The following is a 15,648-nucleotide window of genomic DNA, read 5'->3' as shown; positions in this document are numbered from 1 at the left end:
AATTACTAATATAATTATTTATAGTTAATTTATATTTTAACAAAGAATGACTACCATACTTGTGATCGTTATTATAATAATGATCGCCTTATCTGCTTTATTGGCCGCTACCGAAACTGCTATTACCGCTTCTTCCCCAGGGAAGATTCATAAGCTTAAAATCGCCGGTAATAAGCGTGCTAAAACAATTTTAGAGGTTCTTAAGAAAAAAGAAAAGGTCATAGGAACTTTATTAATAGGTAATAGTTTAATCAATACTGTTTGTACCACTATTGCTACTACTCTCTTTATTAGCTTTCTTGGAGATAATGGACCCATTGTTGCTTCCGGCGTTATGGCTTTTATAATTATTGTTTTTGCCGAAGTAGTACCGAAAGCAATAGCCGTTGCTAAACCTGAACAATTAGCATTAAAAATGGCTTCAACTATTGTAATATTTTTAAAGCTTTTCAAACCTATTAATATTGCTCTTGATTACATTACAAAAATATTTTGCTTCATATTTCGTATTAATTTAAATCCTCAAATATCAGGCACGGAAGAAGTAAGAGGCGTGATTGAACATTACCATCAAGAAGGCGGAGTTTATAAATCTGATCGTAATATGCTCGGCGGGATATTAGATATACGTAATATGATGGTATCGGAAATTATGACTCACAGAAGTAGTATTATAGCCCTTAATATCGACCTACCTCATGAAGTGATAATTAAAACTTTATTATCAGGTGCTCATACACGTATACCTTTGTGGCAAGATAATAGAGATAATATAATAGGGATTCTCAATCTAAAAGATTTGCTTAAAGCATTATACGAAAATAATAATGATGCAAAAAAAGTTGATATTAATAAACTTCTAACCCCACCTTGGTTTATCCCTGAGAATGCACTTGTAGTAGACCAGCTACATGCATTTAGAGAACGTAATAATCATTTTGCTTGTGTTGTAGATGAGTATGGTACTCTACTAGGTATTATTACTCTTGAAGATGTTATAGAAGAAATCGTAGGACCCATTACTGATGAACATGATAGACTTAATAATGACATTATCAAGAAGTCTAATACCGAGTTCATTATAAAAGGAACTACGACTATTAGAGATATTAACCGAGAACTTGATTGGAATTTATCGGATGAAGATGCAAACACTATAGCAGGATTAATAATCCATAAAATTGCTAGAATTCCAAATCAAGGGGAAGTAATTGAAATATTTAATTTAAAGGTAATTATTTTAAAGAAAATTGCCAATAAGATTGATAGCGTAAAAATTACCGTATTACCTACTACCGAGGCAACAATAAGCAGTGAGTGAAATCGGTAATTTTTTACTACTAACAACGATGTACTTGTCGGTTATCGGTTTGTCTTTTGTCTTTTATGTCATTCCTGTGAAAGCGGGAATCCATAAAAAATCTCTACTTTATAGACTGGATTGCTGCTTTCGCGGGAATGACAACTACCTCATTACTTGCCCCTTCTACATAGCTGCCTCATGTACTATACTTGCCTTTTTTACCCTAGTCTATGCTTTTATTATCTCTGACTTTTCACTACAAAATGTTTTCTTAAATTCCAGTACTTTAAAACCTTTAATATATAAAATAGCCGGTAGTTGGTCGAGCCACGAAGGCTCAATGTTATTATGGTTTTGTTTATTACAAATCGTTAGTTGCTGTTATATATTTTTACTTGAAGATAACCGTCTTAAATTTTTATCTATTATTATTCTATCAGCCATACAATTATTTTTTAGCAGCTTTATTTACTTTACCTCCAATCCTTTTAACGTGTTTTCTTTCATTCCTAAAGAAGGGTTAGGCTTAAACCCGATGCTACAAGATATTGCTTTGAGCATCCATCCTCCTCTGCTTTATTTAGGCTATGTTAGCTATGTAGTACCGTTTACTATTGTTTGTGCCTCTATGTCATTCTCATACCCACTTATGTCATTCCCGCGAAAGCGGGAATCCATTAATGACATAAGACTTCTCAAAACATTTTCCAATATCGGTATCTTATTTACTACCATAGGAATTAGCCTTGGTTCTTGGTGGGCATATAGAGAACTCGGCTGGGGCGGATTTTGGTTTTTTGATCCGGTAGAAAATATTTCACTATTTCCTTGGTTATCCGGAATTATGCTCCATCATTCTATAATTGTAACAACAAAAACCAGACGTATGCAAAACTGGACAGTAATTTTATCCATCATTACTTTTTTATTAGTAATATTTAGTGCTTTTTTAGTACGTTCCGGTTTTATTACCTCAATTCACTCTTTTGCATTCTCACCTGAGAGAGGAATATACTTGCTTGGAATATTTTTGATTATGGGGATTGGTAGTATTGGGTGGTATACTACCACATCATTGCGAGGAAATGCATTAACATTGACGAAGCAATCTCAGGAAGCTAACCGAGATTGCCACAGCCACTTTCGTGGCTTCGCAATGACGAATTGTGGAAACTCCATACTCCTCGGTAATATATTCCTCCTTCTTAGCCTTATTGTGCTAATAGCTGCCACACTTTATCCGCCAATTTACTCTTTATTCGACGATAAATCTATTATTATTAGTGAAACATTTTTTGTTAATAATTTTATTATATTCGTTATCCCTATTCTTGGTACCATAGGATTATTTACTACTAGAAGCTCTATTAAAAAACATATTATAATTCTAATATTATCTCTAATAATTACTTATTTAATATCATTAAAAGTAACATTTAGTGTTATATCGATTTTAACTATAATCGCATCTATATTTCTTATGCTTCATAATATTCATTATCTTTTGGTTAAAACTAATTATTGTAGAAATAGACTTAAAGCAAGTAACGCTAGTATGATCCTTGGACATTTTGGTTTTGCACTAATTAGTTTTAGTATTACTATGAATACATTATTACAAAGTGAAATGGATTTTACCGGCAGAGTAGGAACAAGTAAAACATTTAACGAATTTAAAGTCACATTGCAAAATATTAAGTTTGCTCAAGGTCAAAATTATTATAGACAAATCGCTGAATTTTGGCTTGAGGATAATAGCCGTAATATAACTATATTAAAGCCGGAAAATAGACTTTATATAGTTGAAAAGAGTTTATCGCAAGAAAGTGATATATACTCTTACTTATTATATGATCTTTACGCAGTTTTAAGTAATATAGACGGCGATATAATCCATGCTAAAATATATTACAAGCCAACGATAAGCTTTATTTGGCTTGGAATTATTCTTATCGCGTCCGGTTTTTTTATTGCACTAATCAGAAAAAATTCTAGCTAATTTGAACCATCACATTTAAGGTTTAAAATTTTAATACTATTCGGATGATCAGCACCGAATTGTTCTATCTGATTATTACGGAATTTTTCATACCAAAATTTCTTAGGTAAAGTACAACTAGCTTTAGCGGCTGCAAAATACATATTACTTATTTCATACACATTTTTCATATTTTCTTTATAATTATTCCAATATATATTTTCAGCAGTAGCATAAGTATCTACCGCCTCCTCATTTTGATTAAGTAACACTAGTGCATCCCCTTCAGCAACAAACGTTTTTACCAAATCTATATCCGGTGATATAATAATCTCTTTGTTAGGTCTAGTTGGATCATTAAGAAAAATTGCTTTAGCTTTTTTATTCTAGAGCTTCGGTAACATCACCTAAACCTAGTTTTGCTCTTGATTTTTGGGTAAAAATTCGTCCAAATACTTGATTTTCCTCTTTTTTACTCGACTTATTCATATCATATACTTATTCTAATAAAGAAAGAGCTTCCTGATGTTTCTTAAGATTATTTAATACATCTAATTTAATGAGATATGAACCGGTAAGAAATAAATCTTGAGGTTTCATCCCGTTTTCGATACAAGCATTTATAGTATCGTCAATTCTTCTTAATGCTTCATAATTTTTACCTTGGATATTAAATAATTTAGCTTTTGCATAATATATAGTTGCTATGTCAGTTTGATCTACTAGATTTTGATTGAACATATCTTCCATCATTTGGATATTTTTTTCTGCTTCTGCTAGATTTCCTAGCTGAATATTGGATATAGCCGAACCGAAAACTACATTACATTTTATGGAATCATATACTTTCACTTCATCAAATACCTGCTTAGCTTTCGTATCTATTCAATTGCTTTTTAGGATCTGACCAGGTTCTATAATACCACCCTATGCGTCCTAAATATGCAGCATAAGCAAATTTTTCTTCATTATTCATTGTCCATAATTTAAATTTACCTTTTTGACCGTTTTTATCAAACCAATTTACTAATTTTTTTGAGTTATATAAATCGGAAGAATTAGCATATTGTATTAATAAATTTATAACTCTAAAATTTTATATATTGATATATCGTATTTTTCTGCATTTTTTGTAATTAATCCGGTATAGTTTTAGCATTTCTAAAAATACGCCCCTTTACTAAACTTTTAGGCATAGAATTTAAAAGATTAGTAACACTACGTTTAAGATATTCTTTATTTCCTTTATCTCCATTTATTTGTAATATTTTGTAATATTTTTTCCATCATGCATTTCAAATATCGGATTAACTTCATTAGGTTCAATATTAGAGATCAAAGCAAATTTAGAAAACTGATAAATATCATCATCTAGACTATGCTTATCTTCAGTAATAGCATTTAATAATTCTTTTGAAACACTTTGATTATTAAGCAATGCTATCCCATCTAGTAATCTCTTGGCACTAGGCTTTAATTCATTGCTAACAAGTTTTATATTTAGCTCAATTTTATCCTTAGAGGCTTTTATCTTTTGCTTGTATTTCTCTAAGTTTAAACCTTGTATTTGATTTAATATTTGTGCTCCTTGAACTATGAGAATCGGATAACCTCCAAATGCTTGAGTCAAACAATTTATTAATTCCAGATTTTTATTTTCCAATATATTTGTTGCAAGTAATGCAGCTTCCGGCTTAGTGAAAGCGTTTGCTTTGATTATATTAGATAATAATTCATCGTCTTGGGTACAAAATATAATATTACCTTTATACTCCCAATTAATAACATCCTCTATTTTCTTATTCTCGCCTATTTCTAAATTATCAAACACCAATAACTATTTATCCTTACTTACTAGATAAACCATTAAATCTTTCTTCATCACTGCCACATCTTCTGAAATCACCGGTGATTTTACCTCGGTATTAATAGTTTTAGATAATTTGAGTAATTGCGGCTCTATATTTAGATTACAATCAATCAACCAAATTATGTTATAGTGATCTTTATTTTCATAAGCATACATTCTAGCAAGCTGCGTTTTACCCATACCGCTTACCCCTACTACACTAGATTGCTTATATTTATTAAGATTTTCCTTTAGTTTTTCCAATTGGGATACATGATTTATAAAATAGCTAACACCGGGACAACTAAATTAGATATTTGACTTTGAGCAAATATACTGCCGCTTATTAGAAGCATAATAATCACTAATATATATTTTTTTCATAATATTTATTAATTTTAAATTTTTAGCTGTAAAAATTTATATCTTTTCGACTAGAAGTCAATAAAATTTGAGGTTAGTGAAGGTATTGCACGGGGTGGAAAAGTAGGTGATGTCATTCTCGCATAGGCGGAGGGTTGTGTATGGCTTGTTTATATCCTTCCCGCGAAAGCGGGACTCCAGTAATTTAAAGATTATACACAATAAGTTTGTAAAATTAAAAGCTCGATTTATCTCGCTGTTTTCTGGATCCCTGCCTACGCGGGAATGTAATAGGTTTTGAGCCATGCAACAAGGCATGTAGGCAGGAAGAAAGAATAAACAAAGCCCCCCCCTTTTTCAAAGAGGGCTTTTTTCTTGAGGAACTTATAAACCGGCTAATCGGGAGCGATTAGAAGTTTACACGGACTTTTAGAGTACCTTGATGTGCAGTATATTTACTTGAAATCTGAGCATCGTAACCGATTCCGTACTCCATCTTAGCATCAGATCTTATGCTTGCACTTAAACCTAAATTATAAGATGTTTTAGCAGTTCTGTCAGCCTGGCTGATACACGGAGTAACTTGTCCGTCTAATACAGACTGAGTTTTAGATAATCTACCGGTTACTTTGTGAACCACAAAAGCGTGAACTTCCGGATATACCGCAAGATCAGTTATGTTCATAGTACTGCCGGCTACTTTAGCACCTACTATTAAATCAGTTCTATCGCTAAATTTGCTGTTAACTTGCTTGTTTGCAACTGTTGTACCGGTTTCTTTGTAGTTTTCGTCAGAAGACTTTAAGTAGCTAAGTCCTGCCATTGGAGTTACTAACACACCTTGCATTGCATTGTAATCATAACCGACTGTTAAGTTACCACCGAATGTCATGTTATCGTAATGACCAACAGCAATTTGCTTGCTCATATTACCGTTAGCATCGAAGAAGTAACGCTGACTTTTGTTCTTCACTTGGTTTAAGCTAAATATTGCACTACCTTGAGCAAAGAAGTTCTTAACAAGCTGCTGGGCACCATATAGAGAGAATGAGAAACCGTTAACGTCGGTTTTATCACCTTTCTTATAATCTTGGTGTTTTATATCAGTTTTAGTGAGACCAATAGCAGCACCGATCATTAAGTTATCGTTAGCTAGCGTATCTAAACCGATTACGACACCGGTGGTTTTAGCTTTATAACCAGCTAAACCACCTTCCTTACTTTGATGTGTATCAGTATAGAAAGGTTTTGCCCATATACCGTAAGCTACATTATCAACAGCCTCGTCACCTGCAGCAACTGCAGCCGGTATTGCTCCAGCTTTAGGTCCAGCCATTTCAGCAGTTTCAGGAGTACCTAAATATCTAAGAGCACCTAATCTGTTACCAAGTTGAGCTTGGATATCTTTAGCTACATCTAATTGCGCATTAGTTATGGCCGCACTTGTATCGGTAACGATAGCTCCAACAAAGTTAGCAGCATTAGCACTATTTTTAGCTAAAAGAAGATTATTATATGCTGCAGTATTAGTTGCATTTACAAATGTTGTAACGTTCTGACCTACACCCGGTACACCTCCAAACGGACTATTTGCGATATCATTAGTAACTACGTTTTCTACATTGTTAGTACGTGTTATTACATAATCTTGGTTAGCAGCACGTATTAAACCGTAATTTACGAAACGATTACTTCCGGTTACAACAAAGTTGGGACCTCCTAAAGTACCGTTAAATCTAGCACCACCTTGGATTAAAGTATAAGTTTGTGTACCACTGAAATTTGCATTGGCATCATCTTGTACTTTAATGGTTGCAGTTCCTGTGGTTGTTGCATTAACTTGCGCACCTTCCAAAATAACGATGTTACCTATATTACCGTTTGCTAATGTTAAAGTAGTTTCAATAGAAGTATTGTTTCCCCATGTTGAAGTACCACTTGCAAATATTAAAGTATTTGTAAGAAGATTGATTTTACCGTTAATAGCAGTAGTACCGCCGCCTAAAATTACATTAGAATTTAAAATACCTAAGTTATAAGTACCAAAGTCTATGACTTGTGAATAAATATTTCCTTGTAATCCTGCACCACCATCACTACCTGTAAATCTAACAGAAGCTACAGGAGTACCTGAATCACCTATATTACCGACGAATGCATTACCTAAATAAGTTACAGTACCATTATTAGCTTTAGTAGTACCAATCATACTTGTAGAATTAGACAATATACCGTCAACAAATCTTACATTACCGTTACCGTTAACACTTCCAAGAGTAATTTTACCGTCAAAACCTATTCCGGCTATACCGCCTGTAGTAACAGTTACACCGTCATTAATTGTTGCGTTAGTTGCAATAATATTACCTAAATTGTTATAGTCTGTAGTAAACGTTACTTGCTTGAACTTTGAAGCGCCAATACCTGTGCCTAAGCCATAAACTGTACCAGGGGTATTAGGAATACCACCGCTAAGTGTGACAGTACCTTGATTATTGTTTATAGTACTGATACCTGCATATAATGTAGTAGCATTAACGATTATATCGTTATCGCTTCCAAGACCTAGACCTACGATATTATTTTGATCACCGATTACTTGACCGTCAGCGATGACACTATCAACACCTAAAACAATCACGCTAGGAACATCAAAACCTGCAGCTGTTTTATTACCTACGGTACTTTTAATTGTTAAAGGAATTATGTTGCCTGCATCATTGAATGGAATGCCTGTAGGTAATAATACAACTGCACCTAAACTTGAATTTTCAAAAGCAATCGTATCAGTCACGGCACCATGATAATTACCTGCATTACCTATCTCATTAATCACTACGTTACCGGAACCAGAAACCGTTATTTGTTTTAAAGCATTAACAGGTGCAGCTTGTTTGTTTAATGTTACGGTAATAGGATCGGTGTTAACGAATTCCACTATACCGGTACCATCGGCAGATGCAACAAAGTCTGTAGTATAGTTACCACCGATTTGTAAGGTAGAATTAGCTGCAATTGTAGTGTTACCGTTAAATGTTGCATTACCTAAGAACTTAACAGTAGTACCGTTATCTAATGCTACAGTATTAAACTTATTACCTTGCTGTCCACCGACTGTACCGCTTACTATATTTGTTCTACCGGCATTAAAGATGAAAGAACCTACGTTAGCATCGGTAGTAGTAATATTAGTAGCATATAAATTTACACCTTCACCAACATTTAATACAGTATCAACATTAACCCCTTTAGATCCAAAATTAATTTCTGCAAGTGGATTTGTAGCACTACCTAAATTTGTACCGGCTGCAAGAGTTGTATTATTATTTACAACAGGATTAAATATTATTTTACCTTGACCGGCAGCATTTGTAGTTCTTGTTATTAAATAAGTATTATGAGCGAATTGTACTGCACCGTTATTTCCAATAACTAACTCGTTAATAGCAACATCACCACCACTTAAAGCTGTTTTACTTGAGCCAATATTAAATTGTCCAAGAGTTTTATTATTAGCTCCAATAGTACCGATTTTACCGTTAATAGTTAAAGTTTGAGCATTTGTTAGGCTACTCGCATCAACAACGCCTGTTTGATCAGTAGTTATAGCTAAATCAAAATCAACTACAATATTATTTTGAGTGCTTGTGAATTTAATAGTACCACCGTTAGCTTGGAAATCAATCGTTCCACCATTAGCACCGATAATATTTGCTCCACCAAGTGTTAATGTTTTTGTAGCATCGTTAGCTAAAGTAATGCCTTGTAACGCAGCAGCACCGCCAGCGTTCCCTATATCGCCGGTAATTGTAGCACTACCGTCTAAGGTAATAGTACCGGCTGCAAGAGCACCGGCGACAAGAGCAGTTTGGTTAACCTTACCGTTTATAACTGTACCGTCAGCAAGTTTAAAGACAGAACCGGCATTTCCTAAACGTAACTCGGCAGCATGTGTTCCTGATAATTGGACAACTCCGGCACCTGATGCTTCAATTGCTGTAATATTATTTGTCACCGCAACATTTGCATCTGCACTAGCACTTGCTAAAGTACCGTTAGCATCAAAAGTTATCACACCTGCAGTGTTACCGGGATTGTTAGCATCACCTGTAAAATTACCTTTAAGGGTCATAGTATTAGGAATTGTAATCTGTGCTGCAAGATTACCGAAATCAGTAGTACCAAAGTTTGAGTTTTGGGTTATTGCAACTTTAGAAGCTGCTGTTTTAAAGGCAGTAGTACCGTCTATACCAACGTCAACTATGTGTCTAAAATTTACTTGTCCAACTGCATTAGCACTTTGTATAACCATGTCTTTAGCATAAACTTGTCCATCGATTGTTGCTACCTTACCATTATCTACGCTAACAACAAATCCTGCAGCTCTACCTGCGCCATTATTAGTACCTATTACTGCATTAGCAGGGCCTGCATTAGCTTTAAGTTGACCGTCTACTGCAACAGTGTTAAATTCAATAATACCTTTTAGATTACCGCCTAAACTTCCTGTAACGTTAAAGTCGGTAGCAGCAGCATTCTTACTTAATAATACTAATCTACCCGTACCGTCTGTTCCATTAAAATTAATAGCAGCACCACCTGCTTGTAAATTTAAAGCATTAGCATTATTAGCATCAGTATTGAATATGATACCTTGACCGTCACCGATATTAATTGCATTAACAGTAGCAAAACTTTTACTTGAAACTTTAATAAATCCATTAGTAACATTTAATGTACCGTTAGCACCATTAACTATTACAGCATTATCTCCAAGTATAAGAGGCACTTTTTGAGTTGTAGGATTTGCTAAATTAAATACTAATGTAGAAGCCGCAGCACCGAAGTCTATTGTTCCTACACTTTGAAGATCATTATTTTCAATAGCAGCACCATTATTAACTTGTACAACAACATTTTGAGCATTTTTTGTAGCAGCAGCTTGTACATTAGTAATACCTTGACCTGTTATAGTAAGAGTTTTACCGGCATTAAGCGTAAGGTTAAAGAAGTTAGCGTTATTAACAGCACGAGTGATGAACCCTAAGGTAGTATCTTCACTCACTGTCACTGCTAAATCGTTTTCAGTATTTAAAAACAAACCGTTAAAACTACCGGCTGGAGTATTTAAATTAATACCCTTATGAACACTAGCAGTAATAACTGCATTTAGAGGAACTGCAACATTTGCAGGAACTGCAGTTTGGTCAAATCCCACACCATCAACAGTTGTAGCATCTGCGTTTGTTGTTCTATTCTGCTGTATAGCAGCACCCATAGCTGACCCTGCAAAACTGGCTACTATGGTAGCTGTAGAAGCAGTTACCAACCCTGCGGAAATTAATTTTTTTAGAAGATTTGGTTTTTGAGCCATAATTTTTGTCCTATATTTAAGTTAAAATTTAGTACCTAGTATTAAAACAATCAAACGTGAGTCAAGATATCCCACATTTGATAAGAAAATAACCTAATATTTTGTTTCAATAGTTTCTAAACTACGAGCTGTAGTATACTATATATTGTATATAATTACAAGCATCTCTATAGTTTTTTTATAAAGTTTTAATAAATGTTATATTTTTACCACATTGGCGTTATGCCTTATCAGTGTCATCCCGTGGCTTGACCGCGGGATCCAAAAAAATAACTTAATACGTATACATTTTTGATTTTTTTAGATGGATACCGCTACAAGCTCGCAGTATGACACCAAGCACTGGATCCCGTGGTCAAGTCACGGGATGACGAACTAATTATCCCCCTAATCTTTGTTAAATATTAGCACTTCAGCAGTATTTGCCCATTTTAGCATTTCATCGTATTTAGTATGCCAAATACGCATAATTTCTTTTTCATATTCTACAATTTGCTCTTCGAATCCTTCAAATTGTTGCACCATTTGACGTGCTTTAGAAAGTATCGTGTCATTAGTAACGTCAAAAACTTTTTGCAAATGACGGTCTTGTTCTTCTTTATAATTTAAATGAGCTGCTCTACCAAGCTCGGCATCTTTATGCATATTTTCACTTCTTATCTGTATTTCAAAATTACGTTTAGAGTGTAAAAGCTGCATTATATTATGAAGAGACTGATAGCCGTTACTTTTTGGTCTATTGATATAATCTTTGGTGTATAACCAATCTAAATGTGGAGAACTCTTAACTACGTACAAAGCATTATAGCATAGAGCTTTAGATTTAACTATAATCCTACATGCAATTAAGTCTTTCAATGCATCAATCGGCACTTCTTTCCTTTTCATCTTTTTTAAAACAGAATAAGGGTCTTTAAGACGCATATATATCTCATTGTCTATATCTGCTTTATTTAAATCTTCTTTAAGCAGATTAATAATATCACAGATCAAACCCCCTCCTGCTACCTAAAATTCTCTATATCTCTATTCTTAGTAAATATTACCTATAGCTTTTAGAACTTAAATCCACAAGACTGTTCATAACACTATTCCAGTAATTTATAAAATTAATTCTTTAACTAAAAATTAAGAAACAGATTAATAGTAAAAATAGATTTTTTCAATATAATTGTTTAATTAATTTTAACTTAGATTAATTGGATAAGTTCCTTAATAGCCATTTTACGGCTAAATAGCTGCCGTTGTGCAGTTCTGTTGTCATCCCGTGGCTTTATATGACCACGGGATCTTACATCACAGACTGTGTCCTAAGATACCGCGGTCGAGCCGCGGTACGACATTAAATAAATAATAGCCTTACGCAATAAACAAGTCAGAAAATTTATCTATAGAACTTTCCGAAACACTACATAGAACTTCAGAAATTTTGTTAAATTCTCCGGTACATTCAAGCACTATATCTACGCCTGCATCTAAAACTTCTTTGGTCATATCTGCCATACTACCGCTTAAAGCTTTCATATCTATTGCATCGGAAATAATAAGCCCTTTAAAGCCGATATTATTTTTAATATAGTCTATCACTTTTTTTGATAGGGTGGCAGGAGTCTCAGGATCAAGAGCTTTATAAATTATATGTGCCGTCATAGCAAGTTTAATATTATCGTGCTTCGCGAGCTCCTTAAATACTTTAAAGTCTGTTTTTGCTAACTCTTCTATATCAACATCAACAATCGGTAATTTTTTATGGCTATCCACCGTAGCTCTACCATGGCCCGGAATATGTTTTATACAAGCCCCGACTTTCTCTTCTTGTAATCCGTCTATAGCAGCTAAACATAAAGGCACGACTACTTCCGGCTCCCCGCCGAAACTTCTATCGCCGACTATCTTGTCTGCTCCTTCGTGGAGCAAATCCGCTACCGGTGCAAAATCTAGATTAATGCCTACTTCTCTCAGCCCTTTCGCAATATCACTATAATTTTGTTTACATGCTTGGGGATCAGTAAAAGTTTGAGCAGCCGGAGCGTCATAAAAAGTCGGTGCTATAAGCCTTTGTACCCTACCGCCTTCTTGATCTATAGAGATGATAGTATTTTCCCCTAATACTTCTTTTATATCTGCAATAAGCTTAATAAGGGCTTCTTTAGCCTGCGCACCGTTATCATTCTTTCTAATATTACGACGGAATAAAACTACACCTAAAGGATTATGCTCTTCAAATAATTCTCTTTCGGCATCGGTTAATTCAGGACCAGATATACCTATAATTACTGGCTTTACCATTTGTCTTATTGTCATAATATGTTCCTTTCTTTTCTTTAAAACGTGATATGACCAGTACTATACGCACGTCATCGAGGAATCGGCAAGAATTTTTTTTATTTGAAGAGACAAATTATGGAAATTGGTAAGTAATATATCGATTCTAGCGGTAGAAAGAGATGTAATATCTTTATTTAAAGATTTTTGGAGTAGATCAATATCATTAGCAGTATAATATTTTCTATTATTTATTTTATAATTAGATAAATCAGGGTTTTGTGTCTCTAGATATCTTAATTGATGTAAAGCAATATTTAAATGCTTAATCACTTCACTAGCAGAATAATATTTTTTTGTTAGCTTATTGTTTGTCATATACTCCGAATACAGATTTTGTTGCATGGCTCGTTTTATGTCATTCCCGCGTAGGCGGGAGTCCCAAAAATAACCTTAATATTGATACACATTATTGACACAATAAACCTAAAAAAACAAGTTTTTTATAGGTTTTACTGGATTCCTGCTTTCGCGGGAATGACATAAACAGCATTTTCCGAGACATACAACAAGCCAACAAATTATAACGAAGTTCATCGAGTAGATTCATTAATTAAAGCTTTTAATTTAGAAGAAGGGACAAAACGTAAATGCTTTTTTGATTCTATAATTACCGGTGCTTTGGTATGAAAATTTATTCCGGGACGTGGATTTTTTTGTTTCACCTCAAAACTACCAAAATTCTTTAAAGTTAATTTTTGCTCTTTTGCTATTTCTAAAATATTAGACAAAACCGTATGAACTATTTCCTCGCATAAATTATTTGAAAAACCCAATTTAGAGCTTAACATAGCTGCAATTTTTGCTTTGGTAATAGTCATAAATAATACCGGTTTTTAAGGGTATATTGTCTGCAGTCATTGCGAGGAGAAACTATAAGTTTCGACGAAGCAATCTCAGAAGTTGATCCTACTTTATGAGATTGCCGCGTCGATGCTACGCATCTCCTCGCAATGACATTAAAAAATTACGAATTTGCTTTTTCTTTATCGTATTATATTCGTTAATATTTTTATCTAGCTCTTCTAATTTATCCACTAGGTGCTGACGTATTTTTTCTTGCTTCTTGCTGCCTGCTTTTTTATAAGCTTCCATTTTTGCTTTTACAGCATCTATAGATTTTTGCAGTTCTTCACCTTTTTTATCTTTCTGATCTTTCACATTCTTTTTTATCTCTGTAACGCTTTGGGCTATCTGATCATAAGTATTGCTTAAGGTCTGATTAAATTTATCGGCTCCCGTTTGTGCTAGGTGCGTTAAATTGTCTTTTAATTCCTGTAAGTTTTCGGTAATTGTTTTTGTACTGCTTGTAGCTACTTCTGCAGTTTGCACTTCATTTGCTTTTGTTTCATCCTTGGTAGGCAAAGCTGCAAAAATACTAGGTGTTAATAATAAAGTAGCGGTAGCACCTAATGTTTTATTAAAAATTTTTTCATTATATTCTCCAATTATTTATGTTTATTATTATATTGTTCAACTTTCTTACTTAAATCATCAAGTTTTTTCACAAGAGTCTGTCTATATTCTTCCACTTTATCATCTTTAATTTTCTGATAATCCTGTAATTCTTTCGTTAAATTTTTATATTGCGCTTTTATAGTTTCTAAAGAATGGTCTTTACCATCCTTAGCATATTCCTCTAAATCATTAATTTTGACAGATAATTTATCTGCTACTTCATGACATTTTTTATTAAAATCGACAGTAATAATTTTAGCAGAGTCCTTAAGATTTAAATGTAATGCTTCAAGTGCTTCACTTATAGTGCTTATAAAACCTCTTTATTGAAATAGTTAATAAAAATTAAACTTAACTATTATATACCGGTATCATAAATAGTATAATTATAAAAAGCAATTTCAAATTTATTTGATATAATAACTATATATTCAATATGTACATATTGAATATATAGTTATTATATCAAATAAATTTGAGGGTGTTATGACATTAGAACTAGGAAAAAAACTTCCTGATTTATCTTTACACATAGGTCAAGATAACGTAATTAAACTATCGGATTTAAAAGGAAAATTTGTAATATTATATTTTTATCCGAAAGACGATACACCTGGATGTACTATTGAAGCACAAGATTTTAACAAGCTACAACCGGAATTCGATAAACTTAATACGGTAATTATCGGAGTATCCAAAGATAAGCTTGACTCTCATGATAAATTTAAAGAAAAATATAGTTTAGGATTTGATTTAGCCTCTGATGCAAATTCAAATTTATGCGAACAACTAGGGGTATGGATAGAAAAATCAATGTTCGGTAAAAAATATATGGGTATTGATAGAGCTACGTTTTTACTTGATAAGGAAGGCATAGTTAAGCATATTTGGCGGTCGGTAAATGCTAAAAATCACGCTCAAGAAGTACTTGAGAAATTACGGACTATGCTTTCTTAAAATGTCATACCGTGGCTCATTTTTTTGTCATTGCGCGGAAA

General features: G+C 33.5%; 12 protein-coding genes and 1 pseudogene. 3 read left to right on the top strand and 10 right to left on the bottom strand.

Going from position 1 to position 15,648, the window contains the following annotated elements; translation table 11 throughout:
- Nucleotides 1–46: 46 nt before the first annotated feature.
- Complete coding sequence (locus ABVF33_RS00980) at nucleotides 47–1,321, top strand: HlyC/CorC family transporter (protein ID WP_499705911.1); 1,275 nt, start codon at nucleotides 47–49, stop codon at nucleotides 1,319–1,321.
- Nucleotides 1,314–3,302, top strand: coding sequence for a heme lyase CcmF/NrfE family subunit (locus ABVF33_RS00975; RefSeq protein WP_499705910.1), 1,989 nt, complete (start codon nucleotides 1,314–1,316; stop codon nucleotides 3,300–3,302). Before ABVF33_RS00980 ends, ABVF33_RS00975 begins: the two co-directional genes overlap by 8 nt.
- Here the strand turns inward: ABVF33_RS00975 and ABVF33_RS00970 are convergent.
- The 10 genes and pseudogenes from ABVF33_RS00970 to ABVF33_RS00925 all read right to left on the bottom strand — a co-directional run bounded on the left by ABVF33_RS00970 (nucleotide 3,299) and on the right by ABVF33_RS00925 (nucleotide 14,628).
- Complete coding sequence (locus ABVF33_RS00970) at nucleotides 3,299–3,589, bottom strand: hypothetical protein (RefSeq protein ID WP_499705909.1); 291 nt, start codon at nucleotides 3,587–3,589, stop codon at nucleotides 3,299–3,301. The two genes, ABVF33_RS00975 and ABVF33_RS00970, sit on opposite strands and share 4 nt — an antisense overlap.
- 190 nt (nucleotides 3,590–3,779) lie before the next feature.
- Entirely contained in the window at nucleotides 3,780–4,133 is a 354-nt protein-coding gene (locus ABVF33_RS00965) for a hypothetical protein (RefSeq protein WP_499705908.1), read from the bottom strand.
- Between the two features lie 403 nt (nucleotides 4,134–4,536).
- Nucleotides 4,537–5,115 carry a hypothetical protein gene (locus tag ABVF33_RS00960; protein WP_499705907.1) on the bottom strand — a complete coding sequence of 193 codons (579 nt, stop codon included), beginning with the start codon at nucleotides 5,113–5,115 and terminating at the stop codon, nucleotides 4,537–4,539.
- A 3-nt stretch (nucleotides 5,116–5,118) separates the two neighbouring features.
- Nucleotides 5,119–5,394 (bottom strand): ATP-binding protein, encoded by a 276-nt coding sequence (locus tag ABVF33_RS00955; RefSeq protein ID WP_499705906.1) that lies wholly within the window; start codon nucleotides 5,392–5,394, stop codon nucleotides 5,119–5,121.
- A gap of 508 nt (nucleotides 5,395–5,902) precedes the next feature.
- Nucleotides 5,903–10,867, bottom strand: coding sequence for an outer membrane protein OmpB (ompB, locus tag ABVF33_RS00950; RefSeq protein WP_499705905.1), 4,965 nt, complete (start codon nucleotides 10,865–10,867; stop codon nucleotides 5,903–5,905).
- 387 nt (nucleotides 10,868–11,254) lie between these two features.
- Nucleotides 11,255–11,860 carry a RelA/SpoT-related domain-containing protein gene (locus ABVF33_RS00945; RefSeq protein ID WP_499705904.1) on the bottom strand — a complete coding sequence of 202 codons (606 nt, stop codon included), beginning with the start codon at nucleotides 11,858–11,860 and terminating at the stop codon, nucleotides 11,255–11,257.
- A 366-nt stretch (nucleotides 11,861–12,226) separates the two neighbouring features.
- Nucleotides 12,227–13,171: a glycoside hydrolase family 3 N-terminal domain-containing protein gene (locus tag ABVF33_RS00940; RefSeq protein ID WP_499705903.1), complete on the bottom strand. Its 945-nt coding sequence runs from the start codon at nucleotides 13,169–13,171 to the stop codon at nucleotides 12,227–12,229.
- Nucleotides 13,172–13,213: 42 nt separating this feature from the next.
- Nucleotides 13,214–13,510 carry a MerR family transcriptional regulator gene (locus ABVF33_RS00935; protein ID WP_499705902.1) on the bottom strand — a complete coding sequence of 99 codons (297 nt, stop codon included), beginning with the start codon at nucleotides 13,508–13,510 and terminating at the stop codon, nucleotides 13,214–13,216.
- Between the two features lie 215 nt (nucleotides 13,511–13,725).
- Nucleotides 13,726–14,013 (bottom strand): HU family DNA-binding protein, encoded by a 288-nt coding sequence (locus ABVF33_RS00930; protein ID WP_499705901.1) that lies wholly within the window; start codon nucleotides 14,011–14,013, stop codon nucleotides 13,726–13,728.
- Between the two features lie 146 nt (nucleotides 14,014–14,159).
- A pseudogene (locus tag ABVF33_RS00925) lies at nucleotides 14,160–14,628 on the bottom strand (hypothetical protein).
- A 508-nt stretch (nucleotides 14,629–15,136) separates the two neighbouring features.
- On the opposite strand from ABVF33_RS00925, the gene bcp reads away from it, so the two are divergent.
- Nucleotides 15,137–15,607 carry a thioredoxin-dependent thiol peroxidase gene (bcp, locus tag ABVF33_RS00920; protein ID WP_499705900.1) on the top strand — a complete coding sequence of 157 codons (471 nt, stop codon included), beginning with the start codon at nucleotides 15,137–15,139 and terminating at the stop codon, nucleotides 15,605–15,607.
- Nucleotides 15,608–15,648: the final 41 nt, after the last annotated feature.

This window comes from Candidatus Rickettsia barbarica, from assembly GCF_041477405.1.
GTDB classification, from domain to species: domain Bacteria; phylum Pseudomonadota; class Alphaproteobacteria; order Rickettsiales; family Rickettsiaceae; genus Rickettsia; species Rickettsia rickettsii.
The sequence above is the reverse complement of the archived record's forward strand: the minus strand, read 5'-3'. Positions and strand labels throughout refer to the sequence as shown.